General features: G+C 53.9%; 26 protein-coding genes. 16 read left to right on the top strand and 10 right to left on the bottom strand.

Translation table 11 applies throughout. From position 1 onward, the window contains the following. Window positions 1-35 precede the first annotated feature (35 nt). From ACR0B3_RS06040 to ACR0B3_RS06020, 5 genes are all read left to right on the top strand, one after another. Window positions 36-419, top strand: a complete 384-nt coding sequence (locus ACR0B3_RS06040; RefSeq protein WP_480808275.1) for a nuclear transport factor 2 family protein — start codon at window positions 36-38, stop codon at window positions 417-419. 136 nt (window positions 420-555) lie between these two features. Next, window positions 556-948: a hypothetical protein gene (locus ACR0B3_RS06035; RefSeq protein WP_480808453.1), complete on the top strand. Its 393-nt coding sequence runs from the start codon at window positions 556-558 to the stop codon at window positions 946-948. After that, a complete protein-coding gene (locus tag ACR0B3_RS06030) occupies window positions 857-1114 on the top strand; it encodes a MerR family transcriptional regulator (protein ID WP_480808449.1) in 258 nt (85 codons plus the stop codon). The genes ACR0B3_RS06035 and ACR0B3_RS06030 overlap by 92 nt, the downstream gene beginning before the upstream one ends. A 308-nt stretch (window positions 1115-1422) precedes the next feature. Continuing rightward, window positions 1423-2826, top strand: coding sequence for a sensor histidine kinase (locus tag ACR0B3_RS06025; protein WP_480808274.1), 1404 nt, complete (start codon window positions 1423-1425; stop codon window positions 2824-2826). After that, complete coding sequence (locus ACR0B3_RS06020; RefSeq protein ID WP_480808273.1) at window positions 2823-3470, top strand: response regulator; 648 nt, start codon at window positions 2823-2825, stop codon at window positions 3468-3470. Before ACR0B3_RS06025 ends, ACR0B3_RS06020 begins: the two co-directional genes overlap by 4 nt. Before the next feature lie 76 nt (window positions 3471-3546). Here the strand turns inward: ACR0B3_RS06020 and ACR0B3_RS06015 are convergent, their stop codons facing one another. Both ACR0B3_RS06015 and ACR0B3_RS06010 read right to left on the bottom strand, forming a co-directional pair. Next, complete coding sequence (locus tag ACR0B3_RS06015; protein WP_480808272.1) at window positions 3547-4407, bottom strand: hypothetical protein; 861 nt, start codon at window positions 4405-4407, stop codon at window positions 3547-3549. Window positions 4408-4565: 158 nt separating this feature from the next. Beyond that, the gene (locus ACR0B3_RS06010) at window positions 4566-5447 is read right to left on the bottom strand and encodes a cation diffusion facilitator family transporter (RefSeq protein WP_480808271.1); all 882 of its coding nucleotides are present in this window, start codon (window positions 5445-5447) and stop codon (window positions 4566-4568) included. A 223-nt stretch (window positions 5448-5670) separates the two neighbouring features. Between ACR0B3_RS06010 and ACR0B3_RS06005 the strand changes: the two genes are divergently transcribed. Then, window positions 5671-6369 (top strand): hypothetical protein, encoded by a 699-nt coding sequence (locus ACR0B3_RS06005; protein WP_480808270.1) that lies wholly within the window; start codon window positions 5671-5673, stop codon window positions 6367-6369. A gap of 463 nt (window positions 6370-6832) precedes the next feature. Here ACR0B3_RS06005 and ACR0B3_RS06000 read toward each other — a convergent pair whose 3' ends face one another. After that, window positions 6833-7414 (bottom strand): TetR/AcrR family transcriptional regulator, encoded by a 582-nt coding sequence (locus ACR0B3_RS06000; RefSeq protein ID WP_480808269.1) that lies wholly within the window; start codon window positions 7412-7414, stop codon window positions 6833-6835. Window positions 7415-7538: 124 nt separating this feature from the next. Between ACR0B3_RS06000 and ACR0B3_RS05995 the strand changes: the two genes are divergently transcribed. The 8 genes from ACR0B3_RS05995 (at window position 7539) to ACR0B3_RS05960 (ending at window position 12885) form a co-directional block, all read left to right on the top strand. Further along, window positions 7539-8129: a YceI family protein gene (locus tag ACR0B3_RS05995; protein WP_480808268.1), complete on the top strand. Its 591-nt coding sequence runs from the start codon at window positions 7539-7541 to the stop codon at window positions 8127-8129. A gap of 62 nt (window positions 8130-8191) precedes the next feature. Further along, a complete protein-coding gene (locus ACR0B3_RS05990) occupies window positions 8192-8734 on the top strand; it encodes a luciferase domain-containing protein (RefSeq protein WP_480808267.1) in 543 nt (180 codons plus the stop codon). 209 nt (window positions 8735-8943) lie between these two features. Next, the gene (locus ACR0B3_RS05985; protein WP_480808266.1) at window positions 8944-9279 is read left to right on the top strand and encodes a hypothetical protein; all 336 of its coding nucleotides are present in this window, start codon (window positions 8944-8946) and stop codon (window positions 9277-9279) included. Window positions 9280-9337: 58 nt separating this feature from the next. Next, the gene (locus ACR0B3_RS05980) at window positions 9338-9805 is read left to right on the top strand and encodes a DUF411 domain-containing protein (RefSeq protein ID WP_480808265.1); all 468 of its coding nucleotides are present in this window, start codon (window positions 9338-9340) and stop codon (window positions 9803-9805) included. Next, window positions 9805-10269 carry a c-type cytochrome gene (locus tag ACR0B3_RS05975; protein ID WP_480808264.1) on the top strand — a complete coding sequence of 155 codons (465 nt, stop codon included), beginning with the start codon at window positions 9805-9807 and terminating at the stop codon, window positions 10267-10269. The genes ACR0B3_RS05980 and ACR0B3_RS05975 overlap by 1 nt, the downstream gene beginning before the upstream one ends. A 12-nt stretch (window positions 10270-10281) precedes the next feature. Further along, window positions 10282-10626, top strand: coding sequence for a copper resistance CopC family protein (locus tag ACR0B3_RS05970; protein ID WP_480808263.1), 345 nt, complete (start codon window positions 10282-10284; stop codon window positions 10624-10626). Then, complete coding sequence (locus tag ACR0B3_RS05965; RefSeq protein ID WP_480808262.1) at window positions 10623-11501, top strand: CopD family protein; 879 nt, start codon at window positions 10623-10625, stop codon at window positions 11499-11501. The genes ACR0B3_RS05970 and ACR0B3_RS05965 overlap by 4 nt, the downstream gene beginning before the upstream one ends. Window positions 11502-11649: 148 nt before the next feature. After that, window positions 11650-12885: an adenylate/guanylate cyclase domain-containing protein gene (locus ACR0B3_RS05960; RefSeq protein ID WP_480808261.1), complete on the top strand. Its 1236-nt coding sequence runs from the start codon at window positions 11650-11652 to the stop codon at window positions 12883-12885. 89 nt (window positions 12886-12974) lie between these two features. Here ACR0B3_RS05960 and ACR0B3_RS05955 read toward each other — a convergent pair whose 3' ends face one another. Both ACR0B3_RS05955 and ACR0B3_RS05950 read right to left on the bottom strand, forming a co-directional pair. Continuing rightward, window positions 12975-13814: an SDR family NAD(P)-dependent oxidoreductase gene (locus tag ACR0B3_RS05955; protein ID WP_480808260.1), complete on the bottom strand. Its 840-nt coding sequence runs from the start codon at window positions 13812-13814 to the stop codon at window positions 12975-12977. A 67-nt stretch (window positions 13815-13881) separates the two neighbouring features. Continuing rightward, window positions 13882-14766, bottom strand: coding sequence for an SDR family oxidoreductase (locus ACR0B3_RS05950; protein ID WP_480808259.1), 885 nt, complete (start codon window positions 14764-14766; stop codon window positions 13882-13884). Between the two features lie 122 nt (window positions 14767-14888). Between ACR0B3_RS05950 and ACR0B3_RS05945 the strand changes: the two genes are divergently transcribed. Next, window positions 14889-15782, top strand: a complete 894-nt coding sequence (locus ACR0B3_RS05945; protein WP_480808258.1) for a LysR family transcriptional regulator — start codon at window positions 14889-14891, stop codon at window positions 15780-15782. Between the two features lie 123 nt (window positions 15783-15905). Here the strand turns inward: ACR0B3_RS05945 and ACR0B3_RS05940 are convergent, their stop codons facing one another. From ACR0B3_RS05940 to ACR0B3_RS05920, 5 genes are all read right to left on the bottom strand, one after another. Then, a complete protein-coding gene (locus ACR0B3_RS05940) occupies window positions 15906-16355 on the bottom strand; it encodes a MarR family winged helix-turn-helix transcriptional regulator (protein WP_480808257.1) in 450 nt (149 codons plus the stop codon). Beyond that, a complete protein-coding gene (locus ACR0B3_RS05935; protein ID WP_480808256.1) occupies window positions 16345-17445 on the bottom strand; it encodes an Acg family FMN-binding oxidoreductase in 1101 nt (366 codons plus the stop codon). The genes ACR0B3_RS05940 and ACR0B3_RS05935 overlap by 11 nt, the downstream gene beginning before the upstream one ends. A 215-nt stretch (window positions 17446-17660) precedes the next feature. After that, a complete protein-coding gene (locus ACR0B3_RS05930) occupies window positions 17661-18338 on the bottom strand; it encodes a GntR family transcriptional regulator (RefSeq protein WP_170395106.1) in 678 nt (225 codons plus the stop codon). Beyond that, the gene (locus ACR0B3_RS05925) at window positions 18335-19366 is read right to left on the bottom strand and encodes a Gfo/Idh/MocA family protein (protein ID WP_480808255.1); all 1032 of its coding nucleotides are present in this window, start codon (window positions 19364-19366) and stop codon (window positions 18335-18337) included. Before ACR0B3_RS05925 ends, ACR0B3_RS05930 begins: the two co-directional genes overlap by 4 nt. Next, entirely contained in the window at window positions 19363-20451 is a 1089-nt protein-coding gene (locus ACR0B3_RS05920; RefSeq protein WP_480808254.1) for an isocitrate/isopropylmalate dehydrogenase family protein, read from the bottom strand. The genes ACR0B3_RS05925 and ACR0B3_RS05920 overlap by 4 nt, the downstream gene beginning before the upstream one ends. A 135-nt stretch (window positions 20452-20586) precedes the next feature. On the opposite strand from ACR0B3_RS05920, the gene ACR0B3_RS05915 reads away from it, so the two are divergent. Beyond that, the gene (locus tag ACR0B3_RS05915; RefSeq protein WP_480808253.1) at window positions 20587-21594 is read left to right on the top strand and encodes a Bug family tripartite tricarboxylate transporter substrate binding protein; all 1008 of its coding nucleotides are present in this window, start codon (window positions 20587-20589) and stop codon (window positions 21592-21594) included. Window positions 21595-21618 lie beyond the last annotated feature (24 nt).

Raw genomic sequence — 21618 nt, 5'->3', positions numbered from 1 at the left:
TTTTGGGAGGTGCAAACGTCGCTTTGGAGATCAGCATGCCGGACCTCGAAACAAACAAGAAAAACGTCATCGCTTTCTACGAAATGATGTTCAACGAGTGTCGACCTGCCAAGGCCATAGCGACCTTTGTTGGTGAAACCTATACCCAGCACAACCCGCACGTTGGCGACGGCAAGCAAGCTTTTGTCGAGTACTTCGAGCGCATGGCCGCCGAGTACCCGGGAAAGCGCGTGGACATCAAACGTGCCTTTGCTGAAGACGATCACGTTATTCTGCATTGCCATCAAATCTGGCCCGATGGTCTCGAGTACGCAGGGATCGATATTTTTCGCCTGAATGTCGATGGGAAGGTTGTCGAGCACTGGGACGTTCTTCAGGAGGTTCCGGCAAACAGCGAGAATGAAAACGGCATGTTTTGACTTAACCGTTTTGACAGCGTTGCATGGAACTTCGAAAGGCCCTATCGGCTAAACCACCATAGTCAAAGGGCATAAGTCTGATCCAAGAAATCCGCCGAAGCGTATCTATCAAGAACCAATAAGGAAGGAGATAAATATGCTCCCGAAGAGTATTCTTGCGGCGACCCTTGGACTATTTGCAGCCACTTCGCTTCAGGCTGGTGTACAAATTCGCTTTATAGAAGGCGCACCCAAAGACCGTTTTGTTCTGACAAACGTCGGAGCTTGCGAAGTAGAAGCTTCGACCGTCAAAATTGACTTGTCGCAATCTGCCGGGCGTCTGATTTTCGACGTTACCGAAAAGGGCGCGGGTGTAGAGGTCTTCCAACCTCTCGAATTCGTTGAGGGTGCGAATGCTCTGCGGCAAGTTCCAACGGTCGTGGACGGGCAAGATACAATTGAGCTTGAGATCGCCTCCCTCGCAGCCGGGGACAAACTCGCCTTGCTTCGGTCTTCGGAGCGTAAGGAAGTCGAGATGGTTGCCACGTAAATGCGGGGTCTGCATAGAAACCCTTCGCTACTTCGAACGCGAAGGTATCGTACCAAGACCCATACCAGCTCTGAACACTTGTCGCCTTTATTCAGCAAGCGATGTGGGAATGCTTCGATTTTTTGAAGAAATTCCGCAACCTGGTGTTTCCTCTATCCGACGCTAAGCCGCTTTTGGAGCGGTCAGAAGGAAGTGTTGAAGACCGCTGATCAGTGAAAAATCTGGTCGAGACACACATTGCCAGCGTTAGAAGCAAGATTGATGAGCTCAGTCGCCTGGGGCACGCCTTGAATGAGCTTATGACCAATTGTGACAGCGGAAACGTTCAATACCCGATGCTGTAAAGACTGAGAACGAAGGATGATATCTGACTCTGGCCACTGGGCGGATGCTGAGGATCTTAGATTTATCCAGATCACGTCAGACCAAGGTCTGTGGTGCGGTAAGAGATTGTAGTTCATAGTCGAATTCAAGATGAGAGAGAAAGCAACTGATCTGACGATTGGCAATTTGTCGTTGTCGCGAGTCTTTTTTGCGGCCTGCATATTAGTGATGGGTACTGCTACCGCAATCGTCGGGGTGTGGGTGTCTAATCGAATCCAGAACGCAGTCGTGCAAAACTCCGCCAACTCCGCGGCTCTATATATGGAAAGCGTAGTATCCCCGCTCAGCCAGGAATTGGCACATGGCGACCGTCTTTCTGAGCAGGCGAGCCTGGCGTTGGACGAGATTTTTATGGCCCAGCCAATGCGTGACCGCATCGTCTCCTACAAATTCTGGAAGCAAGGCGGTGTGATTGCGCATGCCTCGGATACAGACATCATTGGAAACCGTTTCAATCCAACGGATGACTTAAAGCGAGCGTGGAACGGTGATATCTCCGGATCCTTCGAAGAGCTTGATCACGCCGAGAGCGCCGCCGAGGCGGCATTGGGGATACCACTACTTGAAGTTTACAGCCCCATCCGCGAACTTTGGTCCGGCGAAATCATCGCAGTTGCGGAGTTCTACGAAAGAGCTGATCAGCTTGAGTTGGACTTAGCCAAGGCTAGGCGAACAAGTTGGTTGGTCGTCGGTTCCGCATTTCTGGCAAGTACTATTGTACTGTATTCCATCGTCGCTATTGGCGACAAAACTATTCGACGACAGGGGTCTCTTCTTGAACAACGCCTGACCGAAAGTGAGAGGATGGCTGAGCAGAATGCCCTGCTGCGGTCGCGTGTAGTCGAGGCGTCAGAAAGATATGCCACGCAAACAGATCGGTTCCTCAAAAAACTCGGTGCCGAGCTACATGATGGTCCTGCGCAATACTTGTCGCTCGCCGCCCTTAGACTGGAGGCGGCGTTTTCCAAAGAATCCGAAAGGCCTAAAGAGGCAGAGGAAATTCAGCAGTCTTTGCAAAAATCTCTTGCTGAGATTCGTGCAATATCGCGAGGGCTGTCCGCGCCAGATATCGACAGCCTGTCATTCGTCGATGTTGTAAAGAGAGCCGTAGAGGATCATGCCGAACACAGCCCGTTGCGACCAGATATTTCATTCCAAGGTAGCCAGGCCCCAGAGTTGTCATTGTCGGACAAGCTGTGCGTTTTTCGGTTCCTTCAGGAAACGCTTTCCAATGCCGCAAGATATGCTCCAGCTTCCAAGTGCACGGTTATCTCTGAGGCGAAGAACGACCGCATAGTTGTAAAGGTCAAAGACGACGGACCTGGATTTGACAGGTCAGAAGAAACCGCGTTGCGAGACGATGGTGGCCAGGGGCTTATGGGCTTGCGAGATCGGGTCGAGAGTATTGGTGGCAAGTTCGAAGTCGTATCGAGACCGGGCGAAGGCACCACCATTGCTATGACACTCTTTCCCAGAAAGTTAGGCACATCATGACTACATCCGTCGTAATAGCTGATGATCACCCGATATTTAGGGATGGTTTGCAACGCACGTTAGATGAAGCTGATGGTTTCGAAGTTTTGGCCGCTGGGTCCAACGCTGAAGAGGCAGTATCGCTGGTCGGCACGCATCAGCCGGACATAGCTATTCTTGACCTTTCTATGCCCGGCGGTGGAATAAATGCGGCACGTAAAATTGCGGCAATGGCAAATCCACCCGTCATTGCAATCTTGACGGTCTCAGAGAACAGCAGCGATGTCGCGGACGCCTTGGAGGCGGGCGCGATTGGGTACATTGTGAAAGGAGTAACCGCGAGCGAATTGACCGCTTCCCTACGCAGCATCGCCGCAGGTGAAGGGTTCGTTTCTCCGGGTTTGGCCTCGCGAGTATTGCTGCAAATCAATGCTGACAGCGGCATGTCTATAAACAGCAGCATTCTCGATGACCTTACGCATCGTGAGGAAGAAATACTCAGACGTGTGGCCAAAGGACTAAGTAATCGTGAAATCGCTGACGAGTTAGACCTTCAGGAAAAGACCGTGAAGCACTACATGACGGCAATCCTGTCCAAGCTTCATGCGCGAAATCGGGTAGAGGCCGCGCTTATTGCACATGATGTTTGGAACAAGGGAGATTAACAGCGGTCTCTTTAACGACGATGGCGGCCTCTCTCAAATCAGAAGCCGCCAACGGATTATCGACTGGTGTTGCTGTTCAGTTGGTAACCGACTGTAACCTACGGCGATCAGAGGCCGTTGCGTTTCTCTCGACAACAGTCCGGTTGTACGGGTCTTTCAACTCGTAGCGCCCGAACTCGATCTCCTCTTTCCACCCATTGGCATAGTTCACTTCGATATTGTTGCCCTGGCGTTCGATTTTCGTGGGTCGACTTCCAGCAGCGCCGCCTTGCCCTGAAGAGCGCACGTTGTCGATTGAGATACCATTCGCCAACGACCGAAGCCTTGAGACGTCAGCACCGGTCGCGGGGCGCTCTTCAACAGTTCGGTTCTGCGCATTCTTTCTCTCATACCGCCCGTTTTCGATCTCCTCCTTGGTTCCGTCGGCGTAACGTACTTCAATGCCGCTGGCGTTTGTCTCGACCTTTGTTATCCCAGCCGAACCCGACGGTTTGCCCCCCGCTTGAGACCGATCCTTCTTTCCGCTGCCTCTATTGGAGCGTTTGGAGTCATCGTCGTCATCGTCGTCATCGTCGTCATCATTGTCGCGACCACTTTTGCCTGATCCTGAATTGTCGTCACGATCATCATCTCGGTCGTCGTCGCGATCATCGTCTCTATCGTCATCACGATCATCGTCCCGGTCACCACCACGGCCGCTATTACCCGACCCCGAGTTGTCGTCGCGGTCATCATCTCTGTCGTCGTCACGATCATCATCCCGATCATCGTCGCGACCATCCCCGTCTTTCCCCTTGCCGCTTTTGGCAAAGGCATAGGACGGTTCAAAATGTAGGCGACCATCGGCATCAAACGCTGGCACATAAGGCGTAGCCGCAATCAACGAAGCCAACGCCGCTGTACTAAGAGGTTGACCCAGCTTTCTTTGAATTTTCATTTTCGCCTCCAATTCTGATCATCACGCTTCGTGACATTGAAGACAGGATACTTCTGGTTCGGCTTTCCCACATCGGGCTTAGGTCTGACGAATTTCAAGCCGAACGTCTTAGTCAGATCAGTCATACTAATAGAGTTTTGCTAAGCCATTTCACCAGTTTAGTGGGAATTAACCCCGTCACCCTTCAGCTCGTCATCAGGTTCGAGGTGAATGACAAAGACGGAACCCGGATACAAACGATCCAATTCTTCCTCGATGTCATTGCATATATCATGCGCCGCGCTGACTGGCATTGTGCCGTCCACAACAAGGTGAAACTCCACGAAGATGACATTTGCGGACCTGCGCCCTTTGAGGTCGTGGTATTCTAAGGCTGCGCCGAGGTTTGCTTCGATTGCTTTAGAAACGGTCTGCAAGTCATGCTCCGACAGTGTCACATCCATCAGACCATCGACTGAAGCCCGAATAACTTTCCATCCCTCCCACAAGATGTTCAGCGCAACAAGAATTGCCAGGATCGGGTCGAGGATCAACCAGCCGGTGACAAGCGCCAGTGTCAGACCTGCGATGACACCAACGGAGGTCATGACATCTGTGAAAATGTGCCGGGAGCTCGCCTCCAATGCAGGCGAACCCTCGCGCCTGCCAACTTTGAGCAATAGGTAAGCCCATGCGCCATTCACACCCGTTGCAATGACATTCACGACGATTCCAAGAAGCGGCGCATCCTCAAGATGCGGGTTTGGAAGTGCCAGTACAGCTTCTCTGATGATCAAGAATGCTGCCAGCACAATGAGTGCGCCCTCGACGACGGCAGAAAGGTACTCAGCTTTATGGTGACCGAAGGGGTGGTTTTTATCAGGGGGCTTGTTTGCAACCCGAACTGCGAGATACGCCAGCAGCGCCGCAACGACATTCACAGTTGATTCCATTGCGTCTGACAACAAAGCCACCGAGCCGGTTAGCCACCAGGCCAACAGTTTTAGTGCCAATACCGCCATGGATATCGGAATGGACCAAAGAGCGATTTTTTGTGTCATTCCGTCACGACCCTCAGTCACTCGTTGCAAATGATCCTGGGAACAGGTGAGCGACCGTACTTAACACGTAAGACCGGAGTAGGGTAGTAATGATTAGGGCCAGAGGGTCGGTCTTGCACAACCGGCTGTAGTGAATCGCACCAGCACCATAGTGTCATACATGCGGACCCGATTGTTACATACGACTAGCATCAGTGATTACACAGCACGAAGGGAGAAACACATGCGGAAGTTCACCAAAAGAACACCTGTTCATGGGGTTGCTGCACTCGTAATCTGCTGTTTCGCAACGGCGGCACAGGCGCAATCGGCAAGCGAGGAGATGTCGTTTTTCATCACTAGTGTGGGCAAGGGGGACGGTGCCAATCTAGGCGGCCTCGAAGGCGCCGATGCCCATTGTAATGCACTCGCTTCCGCGGCCGGTTCTTCCAAAACATTTGCGGCCTATCTGAGCACTTCAATGTCCATTGATCGCAGCACCGATCCGATGACGATCACCAATGGCATTTCTGCACGCGACCGGATCGGATCGGGCCCCTGGCACAATGCCAATGGAGAGCTCATCGCCAACAATGTTGAAGAACTGCACCGCGACAGCGTGAACATTAGTCTACAGACAGCGCTCGACGAAAACGGTAACCCCGTCAATGGGCGTGGTAGCCAGCCGAACAAACATGACATTCTGACCGGCTCCGATTCCGCAGGTTACTTCTCTACGGCAGGCGGTGACACAACATGCAGTAACTGGACTTCGAACAGCGAGGATGGATCTGCGATTGTCGGGCATCATGACCGTATCGGTCTCAACGATGCCCGAAACATGGTGTCCTGGAACTCATCGCACGGCTCGCGCGGTTGCGGAGAGGAACATCTGCCACGTTCAGGCGGGGCAGGTCTGTTTTATTGCTTCGCAACGGACTAATCGGGCAGCATTGGTACGCGTGACGCCCGCATTGAACCTGACATTACCAAGTCAGTCTGGGGGATCGCGTTTTGGAAGCGGTTTTTGGGCGGAAATAGTCTAAATGCCGCTTCGTTGCGAGTTTACCAAATTGCAATGCTTGGGTGAGAAGGTTCAGTTTGGGCTGCTTCAAGTCACTTATGTGCAAGTCAGCGAAAGGCGCATCCGAGGAGGATACTGGACATTGCAATGTTTGGCCGGTTCCCGAAAGTCGACATTGCCGTGGGCGACACTGAACCCAAAGGTGTTCATGTTGCATTGTGAATTAGCGGCAGCGACAAATCAGGGTGCAGTCGTCAACGTTGTGAGGAGCGCATCGAATTGACCCTGCGACGTGCTGATGTCAAGCGGCGAACGTAGCCATACTGCGATCTTGGAAACTGTTATTTTTATTGGCCGTTTTGATTGCATAGTCAGTCGATGGTCACTGTCCCGAATTGGTTTTCGCGATACTGCAAAGCAGATCGACATGTTTGTCCAACCACTCTTCGTCCAGCGCCTCGTGACGTATGAGCTTGCGGAAATAAGGTGCCGCGACTGCTAGTTCTATGAGTTGGTCGACCGGAACGTCGGCGGTGATCTCATCGCGGTCTATTGCGGCTGCAAATACTGCTTCAACACTCGCGAACCTGTCTTTCATGAATTCTGTTATCACTAACCTTGCTTCTTCGTCGGTGGACGCAGCAGCGACCACCTGAGGCGCGATTTGGCCCCACGGTGTGTCATTCAAGGCTCCCATCAGTACACCGAGTAACCAGAGCAGGTCAGATCGTAGCGGGCCATCGGTTTTGGGCGGTATGTTTGGCGGTGTTGCGATGCGCCGGAATGCTGCATCACGCAGACTTCGCGCATCTGGCCAGTGCCTGTAAAGTGTACTGCGCGAAATGCCCGTTGCCTTTGAAACTGCGCCATGAGTTACGTGCAGCACGCCTTCATCCATCAGTATCTTTTGCGCAGCATCAAGCGCAGTCTGTCGTGTGGCGATCAGCCTGGGATCTTCTTTCAATCACTCCTCCTATAGAGCATTTTGTTGCATAGTAGAACATTTTGTCCTAAAAGTATGGTCGACCAAAACCTAAATCCCAAAACTCAATTCCACAAACACGTCTTGTCAAAATAGGAGCGTATCAATGTTCAAAGTGGCAGCAACCCCGCTGGCAGTACTCTTATCGATGGGTGCGACAACCGCATTGTCCGAGAGCGGCACTTACGAGCTGGATCCTGGACACAGCCAGGTATTGTTCAGCTACGACCACATCGGGTTCTCAGAAACATTTGGAATGTTCTCAGGTTTTAGCGGCGAGATAGAGTTCAACGAAGATGATCCGTCTGCGTCGTCTGTCACAGTGTCTATGCCTGTAAAATCCATGATCACGGGCTGGGACGCCCGTCTGCAACACTTCATGTCCGATGACTTTTTTAGCGCGAGTGACAGTGACGTGGTCACATTCGCGTCGACCAGCATTGAAGTCACCGGGGACAATACCGCGAATATTTCTGGCGACCTGACCATGAATGGCATCACCAAACCTGTCGTTTTGGAAACAACGCTTAACAAGTCAGCTCCATACCCGTTTGGCCCAAAAGAGGGCACGCCGACCCTGGGCCTGGGAGCCACGGCGACCATCGTGCGGTCTGAATTCGGACTTGGGGCATTTGCGCCAGCGGTGAGCGACGAGATAGAGCTCTTGATCAATATCGAAGCGTTAAAGGCTGAATGATGTGTGCAAGGGCACCGATACTGCGCTGAACGCTCATTCCTTGATTTTGGCGGATGGTCAACATGATGAATGAAATCCTGAGAGCATTGGCGGTTGCTGCAACGGCGGTGGCATTGACGTGCCCGTTGGCATCCGCACAAGAGCGCCCCTTGCCGGAGCGCACCTCACCCCGTCCTGAAACGACAAGCGGCGTACCGCATACTCAGATTGGTGTCAAAATTGATGCCGAATTGGCCCAGCTATTGCTGGAGCGAGTTGCTCAATTCCCAGGGGTTACACTTGGCCCCACACGCATATCACTACCTGGCGCAATTGGTTTTCAGCTTGATCCCGACATGTTTTTGTCTCAACCGAGCTCTATCGTCGGTGGGTTTGAATTTGCGCATATGCATCCTGATGGCAGCTTGCACGCGTCGCTGCATCCGGCAATGGCGCGACGGGCAATTGAGGCTGGTTGGGCCGTTGCACACCCTTGGGCCAAGCAACGTCCTGGGTGGAGCGGCTTTGTCATGATCTATACTCCGACCACACCAGAAGAGCTGGATGTCGTCATCGATCTGGTAGAAAGTTCGTACACTTTCATCACTGGCAAAATCCTGGGCTAAATGCCAACCTGCTGACCTTGCTGTTGCTAACTAAAGCGAAAAACAGTCATCAATCAGTCTTACCGGAATTTCAGGTGATCTATTTTCCACTGTTCCGGACGGGCATGATCCAGAGATGTGGCGCACCCACAATGGGTGCAACTAGGATCGAATGTGCCGCCCCATCCTCGTAACTTGTCAAAACCACATACCCCCAGTAGGTATTTGGTATGTTTCGCTTGGTCCTGTCGATACTTCTTGTTGTTGCATTCTCTGGCGCATCCGCAGCGTCCGTGAAGCATGGCTTGACCCATGGATCGGATCATTCTGGTCATCATGCTCAAATGGCGGGCGACGATCCGTTGGCGGATGCCGAGAAAGCTGCTGCGGATTGTTGCGATACCACGAGCGGCATGGGTTCAGCATCCTGTTTTAGTGATCTTGTCGCCACGGCGGGGATTTCGCCGATTGCGCCATTGGCGATCTCAGAGGGTGGTGTGACTCACGCTGATTCCGATTTTTCGGGCCTCGCAATGGGCGTTCCCACCGGTCCTCCGAAAGCCTGAATGGCAACGGGCGCTCGCCCGCATTCCGTTCAAATTTCACATCAAAGGACCGACAGACATGATCACACGTCGTCACTTCACCACACTGTCTGCAACTGCCCTCATCGCGACCGCTCTTCCCGTCCGTGCAGGCACCCCAATGCACGTACTCAGCGCACCAGGTTGCGGATGTTGTCACGCCTGGGCCGACTTGGCTCGCGCACGTGGCTACGCCGTCGCCGTTGAGGAACTGACCGACCCCGAGGCACAGAAGTCAGCGCGGGGTATCCCGCTGAACCTCGCATCCTGTCACACCGTAGAAGCCGAGGGTTATGTCTTTGAAGGCCACGTGCCGTTTGAAGCACTGGAAACCGTGTTGAAGGATCGGCCTGACATCACAGGGCTAGCTGTTCCTGGCATGCCAATGGGCTCTCCTGGTATGGGCGACGATCCATCGGCCCGCTACGACGTCGTTGCATTTGGGGGAGAGGCTGGGACCGGAACGGTGTACTACCGCGCGGGCACAGCTCAGCCGTTCGACACCTGATGGTAGGGCGCACAACACTCTTGGTTACCGGTGGGCTTGGGCCCGCCGGTTTCACCGTAGCGTTCGTTCTGGCCCAAGCCTCTGAAGCCGTCGGTCTTTTGAAGCCGGATGACGCCGAACTGGTCGCCACTGGCAAAGATATCTACGCGGACCAATGTGCTGCCTGCCACGGAGCGCGCCTGGGAGGACAGCCAAACTGGCGGATACGCGGCGAGGATGGCTTGCTACCTGCGCCGCCGCATGACGCCACAGGTCATACGTGGCACCACGATGATGAAACGCTTTTCACCCTGACCAAATTTGGCCTGGCTGGGCTGATGGAGAATGCGCCCGCAACTGGTATGCTGGCCTATGAAGGTGTGCTCAGCGATGACGAGATCATAGCGGTGCTATCATTTATTAAATCAACCTGGCCCGATGACCTTCGTGAGTATCACGACAAACTGAATGCCCAATCCGAATAGAGGAAAACTCAGATGATCAAACAAACTCTTTTCGGTTTGGCCGTAACAATGGTTCCTGTGCTTGCGGCTGCGCATTCAAAGTCCGAAGAAACGACGCCGGCTGACGGCGCGACAGTCACGGACGTGCCTGAGCTTTCCATGCGGTTCGATGATCTGATGCGTATCATCTCGGTCACGCTGACCTCACCCGATGGCGACGTCGAAATTCAACGCGAAACGGGTATGGACCCCGCTATGGAGTTCCGGGCTGTGCCGTTGGAAGAGCTTGCACCCGGAAGCTACCGCTTCGACTGGCGCGGTATGGCCTCCGACGGTCACCCGATGCAAGGCAGCTTCTCTTTCACGGTCGCTGAGTGACCGGACTGGCCCCCATTGACGGTGTTGTCGTCTTGGCCATTTTGGCGAAAGCACTTGGCTACGGCGCGGCGCTGCTGGCGATGGGAGGTGTCCTGTTCACGCTCCTCTTTGCCAAACGCGCTGAAGAGTCTGTTCTACGCCTTGCCAGGCAGCTTGCGGTCGGTGCAGCGATTGTAGGTCTTGCCGTGCTTGCTCTACGTTTCGGCATTAGAGCGGCGCGGATATCCGGAATGGGCTTTGAAGGCGCGACGGACCCAATGATGCTTGGCTTTGTCTGGGACAGTCCACTTGGCACCGCCGCGGTTTGGCGAGCGGTGGGTGAACTCGCGATATTGGCAATTCTGCTCCCGCGCGTCGGGCAGTGGATCGCTTTGGTGGGCAGCCTTGCCATAGCGATTTCCTTTGCCCAAGTGGGACACGCGCTCGGAGAGCCCAGGGCACTTCTCGCAGTCTTACTGGTTCTGCATCTGCTGGCTGCCGCGTTTTGGGTAGGCGCTCTCCTGCCTTTGCGCAAAGCGGCGCTCACTCCAACTGGGGCCGATCTACTTCACCACTTTGGCAATGTTGCTGCTTACGGAGTTGCCGTCCTGATTGTAGTAGGCGCGGCACTCGCATGGCTGCTTGCGGGCTCAATGGCTGCCTTGTTCGGAACGGCCTATGGATTGGTACTTTTGGTCAAGGTCGTAATCGTTTCCGCACTTCTCGGCCTAGCGGCGCTGAACAAGCTGAGACTTGTTCCGGCTCTCAGGGCTGAGAAGCGTGGCGCGACAATTGTTCTTCGACGGTCGATTTCGAAGGAGATGTTGGCCGTTGTCCTGATCCTGCTTGCAACGGCGACGCTAACCAGTGTGACGACACCTCCCATCAATTTCTGACGATTTTTGGTCCGAAGCAGGAGCTGCAAATCCTTGTTACGAATGTCCGTATAGGGCTGCGAGCGCAGTCGGAGAATTGAATTTGAGGTGTCCTTGAAGTGAATTAGACTGAGAACTAACTGTTCAGAATGCTCATAAAGAGGACATCATGGCAGCTCCTTTAGTCCAAAACTGGGAACTGACCGCCGCCATCCAGGACATAGCAGATTGGCTGGTTCAACAGGGCTTAGAGAATGCACCGGTGGAGATCTGGCTCGAAGCATTCTGCAAGCGTCTTGTTTCGGCAGGGATTCCGCTTCAGAGAGCGAACATCACTGTGCGCGCTCATCATCCCGAGATTGGGACGGTCGCTTTCCGCTGGCACAGGGACGGGGGAAATGAGCGAGAGGAGTTTGTCCGAAGATCGGATGCGCCTGAACAATACATCTTGAGCCCGATTTACTATCTTTTGGCAAACAACGTTGAAGAGATCAGACAAGATCTGACAGTAGAAGAACCAGAGCTTAGCTTTCCAATCTTTGATGAACTTCGCGAGCGCGGTGCCACAGATTACTTCGCTGTAAAACGGTTCTTCCTTATACAAGATAACGCTACGCCTGTTGACCCAATGCAGGCCGAGGAAGGCGCCATTATTTCATTGGCAACCGACGCGAGCGGGGGCTTCACAAGCCAGCAACTTGACGGTTTGCGTCAACTGATATCTCCACTTTGCCTGACGCTGAAATGTGGGGCAAACCGGCTGATGGCTGAGGACATAACCGCCGCCTACTTGGGCAAAGATGCCAGTAGGCGCGTTCTTTCCGGCGACATCACCCGGGGTTCATCCGAAACGATTTCGGCGGTGATTTGGTACTTTGATCTACAAGGATTTACCAAATTGTCAGAGGCGCTTCCGGGGCATTCAATCATTGAATTGCTGAACGATTACTTCGCGGAAGCTGTTGATGTAGTCGAACGCCATGGCGGGAATGTTCTTAAATTCATGGGGGATGGTATGCTTGCCATCTTCGATATCAATCAAGTTCCGGACGCGCGCAGCGTCGCAATTCACGCGGCAGCGGAGTTGCGAGATACCTTTGACGAACTCAACCAACAACGACAAGCGGATGATTTGCCAACGACCGGTTTCACTCTTGCGCTGCACGCGGGCGATGTTCTTTATGGCAACATTGGCGGTAGGTCTCGCTTGGATTTCACAGTGGTCGGCCCAGCAGTCAATACAACGTCCCGTATTCTTGGCATGTGCAACGCGCTCGATCAGAACATTGTCGTTTCCGACAAGGTGGCTGGCGACTTAGTAAACTCCATTCCAAGCCTTGTTTCCCTGGGGCAATACAGATTGCGCGGTGTTGCTGAAAGACAGGAGCTGTTTACGATAGACTAAACGCGAATTGAAAGGCACCGCCTAACCCGTAGGGCCGGCGGACGGTCTTCAATCATTAACTTGTCCTGAGTGGTGGACTGTTACGAAGATCAGTCAGCCTTCGCCATAAACGCCTCGAAAGCCTCCTTATAGTCTGGATGCCATCGGCTTAGTGGGGGGCGATTTTCGATGACGTCTCCCACGCTCCAGGCAATGCGTTTCTCATCGACATCACGTGAGACATCATTGTCGGGGCAGAGGATGTAAAAGTCCCCGCGGTTCACGCTGTCGACACAGAAGTCGACCGTCTGCTCTGCGGTCCAAGCGGAGGCAGGTTTTTCAGGCAGGGAGATCATACCAGTATAAACAAAGCCAGGCACAAGGAGATGCGCTGTGATCTGATGGCCGGGGCCGTTTCTCAGCTCATGTGATAGCGCCTCGGTGAATGCTTTCAGAGCCGCCTTTGAGACGTTGTAAGCAGGGTTGCCCGGCGGTGTGGTTATGCCTTGCTTTGACCCTGTATTGATTATTGCACCTGGTCTGTTTCGCGCGATCATATTTGGCGCGAATACCTGAGTGCCATGGATCGGACCCCAAAGGTTCACGCCCAGCATCTTCTCCCAAGCCGTGGCGTCCCCAATGGTCGATGATTTGCCGCCGACACCAGCGTTGTTCATCAAGATGTCTGCCCCGCCGTAGCGGTCTGCTACCATCCGTTCCAACGCCTCTAACTGAGCGCGATCACTGACATCTGTCTCAGACGTCATCACATCGGCCGCACCGGCGGCGGATACCATGTTTGCCGCGGCAGCCAGTTTCTCGGTGTCTTGATCAACAATAACAATGCGCATGCCCATCTTAGCGAACTTCTCTGCGGCGGCGAGGCCAATGCCAGAAGCACCCCCGGTGATCACGGCCACAGAGTCTGAGGTAAATGCGGGGTGTGTCATCGGCTAGGCTCCTCCTATTCCCGTGTTGGATCGACAGGCCCGGAAAACCCCAGACCTGCCGTTGTTTTTAGGACGCGTTGGCAACATTAGTATTAAGCTTCATCATACCTTCCATACCGTAGGCGGTGAAGAGCACCTCGGTTGCCTTTTCCGCTTGCACGTTCATCGGAATGACAGGGTCTGCCATACCGCTCTTGTCTACTTCATTGCGGAATTTGCGTTGTCCGGGCGTGGCATGGATCACCTCAAGCACCGCGTCCGACACGATCTGCGGAACCTGTAGCGGGTTGTTGGATAGGGATTCCCCCATGCTTTGCAGCATGGCCTCGGGCGCTCCTGCAAATTCGCCATAGCTTGCATCCCGGTCGCGCGAGGACGGCTGAATGAGGTTGGTGAAGAAGTTCGTGGGGAAGCCGCCGGGCTCGATGACAGCGACATCGACACCAAACTGGCTCAACTCCCAGCGGTAGTTTTCGCTGAGCGCCTCCACGGCCCATTTCGCCGCGTTGTAAGGGCCAAGGAATGGCACTGTCACGCGGCCAAGAAGGCTAGTAACGTTCAAGATCAGCCCGGATTGCCGGGCCCGCATTTTGGGTAAGACGGCGCGGATCATCCTCTGCACTCCAAAGACATTGACGTCAAAGACGCGCTGAAAATCGTCTCCAGAGAAGTTCTCTTGCAGACCGTGTGCACCCGCACCGGCGTTGTTGACCAACACATCGATCTGCCCGAGCGTGGCTTCTGCCGCGGCCACGCCCGCTTCGACGGAAGCATCGTCTGTCACGTCGATATCGACAACCTCAACGCCGAGATTGCGCAAGGCCTGCGCGGCCTCCTTGTTGCGTCCTTCGGGATCGCGCACAGTCCCGACAACGCGATGTCCGGCCTTGACCAAATCCGCCACCATCAGATTTCCAAATCCGCTGCTGGCACCTGTAACGAGTGTGTTCATGTTTTTTCTCCTGAATGTGGCCCTGCAATGGACCCTGTGATGGCTCGAAGTTAGAGATTGCCAATTGAAAGCAACAGAGGTATCAAATTGAACTCATGGTTGCAGATATTAGAACAATTGGCATGCCTGCCCTGGTCAGCTTTCACACCGTCGCGCGGCTCGGTGGGATCAGCGTTGCAGCCGATCATCTCAACATGGCGAAATCGGGTGTGTCCCGGCACATATCGCGGTTGGAAGACCATTTTGGCGTGAAGTTGGTCGAGCGGAGTGGAAGGTCCGTCAAGCTCACCCCGACAGGCGTCCGACTGAACCAGCGTATCCAGTCCATTTTGGCTGACATTGACTTGCTGGGTGACATCGCCCGTGAAGAAAGCGGTGACGTCTCGGGTCAGGTGAACTTCGCCGCAACAGCGGAATTCGGCTCGGTGATTGCCTCAGTAATCCTTCCGGCCGTCCAAGAGCGCTTCCCAGATCTCACGTTGGTCATGCGCCCGGCTTATGATTTCGAGGATATGCAGGATCCCAATACGGATTTGGCATTCCGGACCGGAACTTTCGAAGACGACAGACTGGTCGCGAAGCAGCTTGGCAGCTTTCGTTGCTGGCTCGTCGCGTCACCCGAGCTTGCAGCGCAGACAGCGATCGACACACCAGACGACCTGAAGGACCAACCCTGTCTCACCTTCAGAGGTGATGTTGCCAACACTACCTGGACTTTCTTTTCCTCAGACGATGTCTCAACCATCAAGGTAGGCGGACCCTTTGCCACACGGAGTTTTTCTGTCTTACTTGATCTTGCAATGGCGGGGCGAGGATATGCGTTTCTGCCGGAATTCATGCTTGATGAGGTCTTGCAAGAAGGAAGGCTTGTCCGCTGCTTACCCAAGTACATCTCGCGGCCATATTCGGTTTATCTGACGTTCCGTCCGGGCTCGCGGCGCATCGCACGAGTGGACGCAGTGGCCTCCCTTGCCGAGGAACTTGTCCCGAAACTCCTTTCTGACAGTTCGACTTAGGATCTTCACCACAAACGTGCACAGACGCCGGGCGGTTTTCTTTGCAAGAGCCTCTGCCGCCGGGCGCGGATTGCATGATGTTCTGAGAGCTTTTCTGTTTGCTTGGGTCGACGCAGGTTTCCGCTAGTCGCGCTCACTGTCCAAAGTTTCGCGAATGAGCGCCAGATTAGGCAAAGACTCATGAAACGGTTTGGGCCCGAGTTCGGACAACATCGGACCAAGAGCTGTCGACATCCGATCCATACAAGTTTTCAGAAACTCTGCGCCATGCGGCGTCGACCGGGCAATTTTCGAACGCTTGTCCTTTGGGTTGGTCTCAAGAGTGATCAAGGTATGATTTTCAAGGCTGGCGAGCATATGCGTCATCGAAGTCTTGGGCACCTGAAACGCGTTTGAGAGTTGCAGTGGGGTTTCACCTTCGGGGCGCCGTACCAGATGGCCCAAAATTCCAAATTGAGTCGCCGTCATTCGACCAGGTAAGAACGTTTCCAGCTTGGTCGAGATCAACTGATTGATGATCCCGACCTCGGTGAAGAACCGGTAGACTTCGTTGGTCTCATCTTTAGGCTTCATTCAGAATTCGTGTCTCCAGCGGCCAGCGGGGTGTAGCAATTGGCTCGGGTCCATACCCCAAACGCAGCAACATTTGCACCGTGTGGCCCGGTGACGCAAGAAGCTCATGCGCGAGAGCGTATTCATCGGCCATCTCGGGATATTCCTGAAGGGCTTGACTGACGGGATGCACGCCTAGCCCCATTTCGGTTGTCTTCAGGTAAAAACGCATCAATTGACGCCCGGTATCGATTTGATCGCTTCGCGTATTTGTAGCTGTCGTGAGAACTGCATATTGCGGCGTCGCGTCTAGCATGGCGAAGTAGTCTTGCATGTGCGCCTGAGTGCCTGGGTGATCAACGTTCATCAGGGTCTCGTTGTCCAATAGGCCAGTAAGTCGCAGCGTTTCCAGCATGGGGTCACGCAGTTCAATCCCGTCTGGGTTTGCGTTGATTTCTGCTTTGCCGATCCGCATCAGGTCGACGGATTCTCTAAGGGTCTGTGGAGTTCGCATTTCGATTTCAAAAGCGCGTTTTGTGAGGTCTCGAATACGGGCCACTAGGTCCTCATCGGAAATCAGAGTGGCATAGTTTTCAAGGACCGATATTTCCGCCTCGGACAGCCGCTGTTCAGTGTACGGTTCTTTGTTGGAATGCCGTTTGAGGATTTGATTTGAAAGTGGATCGGATGCCCCCCCATGTACAAACACTGCTTCTGCAATAGGCCCGTCATCCCCATATGGCAGCAACTTGACCTCGGTATCAAACCCGAGAGCACCTGCTGCCAGTACCATCGTCTCAACAAATGCACCGAGGCCAATATAGAGTTGGCGGTGGTATGGATCGGTTTCCGGAAGCTCGCGATCTGTATCACGGTGGATGCGCACGTTGTCTTGCCCAACCAACTCGACCAGCCAAGGTTGCAAGTTGTGCGGATTGGGGGCGAGAATTGCGTAGGACAAAGCGGCTTTGCGGGGGTCGTCATATGGTTTTGGCGTCCACGGAGCCAGCGCGTCATGCGGCGTGCGTGTAGCGAGGAACGCAACCGCGCCCGTCGCCGCCAGTATTGTGCCTCCGCCTAGAATCTTGAGAAAACGTCTTCGATTTGGCATCTTGACTCTCCAGTAGTACGATATCGGACTAAATTAATACGAAGCCGTACTATTTCAACCCCAATCGATGCAGTGATTGTTTGAGCGACTAGAAAAAAGAAAATCAGAGCAGCCGGAGGCACCTGCGGGTTTCCGTTATCAACAAGTATTCGGAGCGCCTATAGTACCGGAAATAAGCAGTTAATTTAGATGATTAATGGCCGGATACGAGAAGATCAGAGGCTGTTGAGCCGATGCTTTTCGAGTATCTCGCAAAGCATAGCCTTGGCTTGCAGCCTGTGTTCTCGATGACGTTCACGGGCGACATCAGGACGACCTTCACTAATCGCTTGGAAAACAACCCGATGATCTTCATTGGATTTGACGGGCAGGGGTCTGATGAACAAGGTCGTTGCGCGCGCGCGGCGCACCTGGTCGCTCATCATGGCGACAATCGCTTCGACCCGTTTGTTGCCGCCCAACCGAACGAGCTCTTGATGAAATAACTCATCGGCCTCGGCCCAGGCTTCAAGATCTTCGGCTTCGATGGCTCGGTCCATCTTCGCAATTGATCCAGCAAGTACCGAAAGTTCATCTTCTGAATAACCCGCTTCGGCAGCGCGTTGTGCAGCGAGGCTCTCGAGCTCCGTCAGGATGTCGTAGATTTCACGCATATCGTCTGATGAAACAGGGAGTATCCGCACGCCCTTTCGAGGCCGCATTTCCAGCAACCCCTTACTTTCCAACATCAGCGCCGCTTCCCGTATCGGGGTGCGGGACATACCAAGGGTTTCCGCGAGTTCCGATTCCAGATGGTCAGTTCCGGCCGCAAGTTCGCCGGACAGGATCATCTGTCGCAAATCCCTAACGGCGCGTTGCGTATTGGAAAGAGTTTTTGCGTCTTGACCCTTCACGGCGTCTCCAGGTTGATCTTTCGTCCCTCCGCAGCCGAGAGATAGATGCTCTCTTCGATGCGGATCACGTCCAAATAGTCTCGAGCCGTGTTTTCCAGCGGCGTGCCCATTACAAGGCCTGAAACGACGTGACTTTGCAAGGCGTGTACGCAGTCTCCTCCAAACCCATCATGATCGCTTGGAGGTAGAATCTGCTGTCGCTCCTGTTTTCCAAAACCGCGGAGTTCTACTGAGCCGTCGCCGTAAAGAACCAGTGATCCTTCTGTTCCTTCGATGAGAGCTTCGCCCATGGTCTGACGCGGGTTTTTGGCGCTGTGGTCAAGGCACCTGTTCCCATCGAACAGAGCTTTCAAACCGTTGGGGTGGTCAAACAGTATGAAACCCGCATCCTCGCCCGCGATAACGGGGTTAACTTGGCGCAGGTCCGCATAAACTGCGCTGGGCGCACCGAACAAAAATCGGAATGTGTCTACCCAGTGAACCGCTGTTTCATGCACTAGAAAACGTGGCATGTCCTGAAAGTACGGCTGCCGGTCAAGGTAGGCGTGCGGTCCCTGTCCGTCGCCGGGCCGAAGCCGGAAAGTTGCTTGTAGAGGTGTTCCAATTCGACCCCCGGTCATCGCTACCTTGATCGCACGATACCAGGGCTGGAAGCGAAAATTCTCATGCACGACAATGGTTGCGCCTACTGCTTCAGCCTCGGAGACGATCTTCTTAGCTTCATCCAATGACATGCAGAAAGGTTTTTGGCAGATCAGCCATTTTATTCCAGAGCGCAGTGCCGTTCGAATGACGTCGGCCTGTGCCACAGGTGGAAGGATGATGTCCACTAGATCTGGTTTTTCCGCCTCCAGCATTTTTGACAGATCATCGTAAGCGGCCAGTCCTGTTTCTTTCGCCTTGTTGATATCACGGTTGCAGGATGCAATCGGAACCGCTCCGGGCATTCGGGACCAGCTTTCGTAATGGAACCTGCTAAAGTACCCCGCACCCGCACAAGCGACTCTGATGGTTTGCTGAGTATTCATGCCCGCAATGCTTCCAATACCGATGAGGCTGCGTCCTGCGTTCCGGCGGTGCCACCTAGGTCACGTGTCAGGTTCTGTCCGTCCGCAGTCACCTTTTCCACGGCTTCACGCAATCGTTGGCCGTCGTTGGACAGGCCTGGGTGATCATGGGTCAAACCCAACCATTCAAGCATCATTGCTGCGGACAGGATCATCGCAAAAGGGTTAGCAATACCCTGTGCTGCAATGTCTGGAGCGGAACCATGGCAGGGTTGGAATACAGCGTGATTCAACCCAATATCCGCTGACGGAGCCAGTCCAAGACCGCCCATGAGACCTGCACCAAGGTCGGAGAGGATGTCTCCGAACATGTTCTCGGTCACCAAGACATCGAACTCCCAAGGTTTTTGGACCATCCACAGTGCGGTGGCATCAACATAAGCATGGTCTGCCTGCAAATCGGGATGGAGGGCGGCTTCTGCATCAAACATCGATCTGAAGAATGCAAAGGCGCGGAATACATTGGCTTTGTCGACACATGTAACCCGTCCCCGACCACGCCTAGAATCCTTTCGGTTCTGGGCGAGTTCAAACGCGAAACGGAACAGTTTTTCGGACACCTCACGAGTGATTAGCAGGGTCTCACGCGCATCGTGTTCGGTGACTTCTCCAGCACCTTGGGTGAAGAACAGCCCTTCTGTGCTTTCGCGTATCAAGACAAAGTCGATCTCCTTTCCGGGAGGCAGCGCCAAGGGGGTCAATTGTCCACTGCTTACCTTTACTGGCCGCACCCCAGCGAAAAGTCCCAGCTGCTTTCGCAGATCAATCTGCGGTGAAATCTCAGTTCCGTCCGAGTAGCGAACATCCGGCAAACCCATTGCAGACAGCAGAATTGCGTCGGCGTTGCGAGCCGTTTCTAGTGATCCCGCTGGAAACGATTCTCCAGTTTCTGCGTAGTGGGAGGCGCCTGCCGGCGCGTCCGAAAACGCCAACTCGTAGCTGGGATTTTTGCCTGAGAGCTGGCGTAGAATTTCAAGCGTAGGGGCCATGATTTCAGGGCCGATTCCGTCGCCGTGGAACACTGCCACATCATAATTCTTTTTCATCTTAGCCCGCTTCCTTCCCGTTTCGCATTCATAGCGCGATAGCAGCTTTCACTACAGTCCGTTGACAATGCATTCTTTAATGTATACGCAAATAAATGCAATAATAAACGCAAAGCTGTTTGGGAGGACTTGGAAATGAAACTAAAGCTAGGGCGATTGGCGGCTGCAGCCGTGATTGCGACCGGGATTGCAGGGGCAGCTGCTGCGCAGGATTACCCTTATCGGGATATCACCACAGCTGTGGTCTGGGGGGCCGGAGGCGGCACGGACACGATCAACCGGATGATCATGGCCGAGATGGAAAAGCACCTTCCGGTCTCGATCAATGTGATCAATCAAACAGGTGGTGTCGCAGGTTCCAACGGCATGGTCTACGTCATGAACCAACCAGACGATGGTTATACACTAGTTGGTCTGTCTGAATCGAACGTCACCGCCGCTGTGCAGGGTGGTTGGGATAAGAAATTTGATTTTTGGTATCCGTTCATTGTTGGCGGATCGCCTGATTTGATCTCAGTTCCGGCGGACAGCCCTTACAATACACTGCAAGATCTGGTTGACGCCGCAAAAGCTGCGCCTGGCACTATTCCCGCTGCGGCTTCCGGCGCGGGTTCGATCCATCACCTAAACCTTCTCGCAATCGAAAAGGGGTCCGGTGCAGAGTTCAAGTTTGTTCCATATAAAGGCTCAGCGCCCGGGCAGGAGGCAGCGATAGCGGGTGAAGTTGCTTTGGTTGTGACGTCACTGGCCGAACAGGCTCCGTTGATCGAAGGCGGTCAACTTAAACCGCTCGCGATGCTGACGCCCGAAGATGCGCAGATTGCAGGGGCAACAGTGCCTTCTGCCTTTGGCATCTATGACGGTCTCGATCAGTATCTGCCGCTTAAACAGGCCATCGGGTTTGCAGTTCACAGTTCAGCCGGGGACGACGTAAAGGCCGCGCTTGGTGATGCCTTCGAGCAAGCGATTGCCTCCGATACCGTCGCTGAATGGGCTGCGGCAAACAATTACGATGTCGGTGGTCAGCACGGTAAAGACGCTCAAGAGCTGTTTGCGAACCTCGAGGCTACTTTTGCTTACACCTTGCAAGATTTGGGAGCTGCCACAGTTGATCCGGCCTCACTGGGTATCAAAAAGCCTTAAGTCGACCAATTTGAAAGGGCGCGT

It is taken from the genome of Ruegeria sp. CE9, from assembly GCF_056537425.1.
Note: the sequence above shows the minus strand (reverse complement) of the source record. Positions and strands in the feature narration are given on the sequence as shown.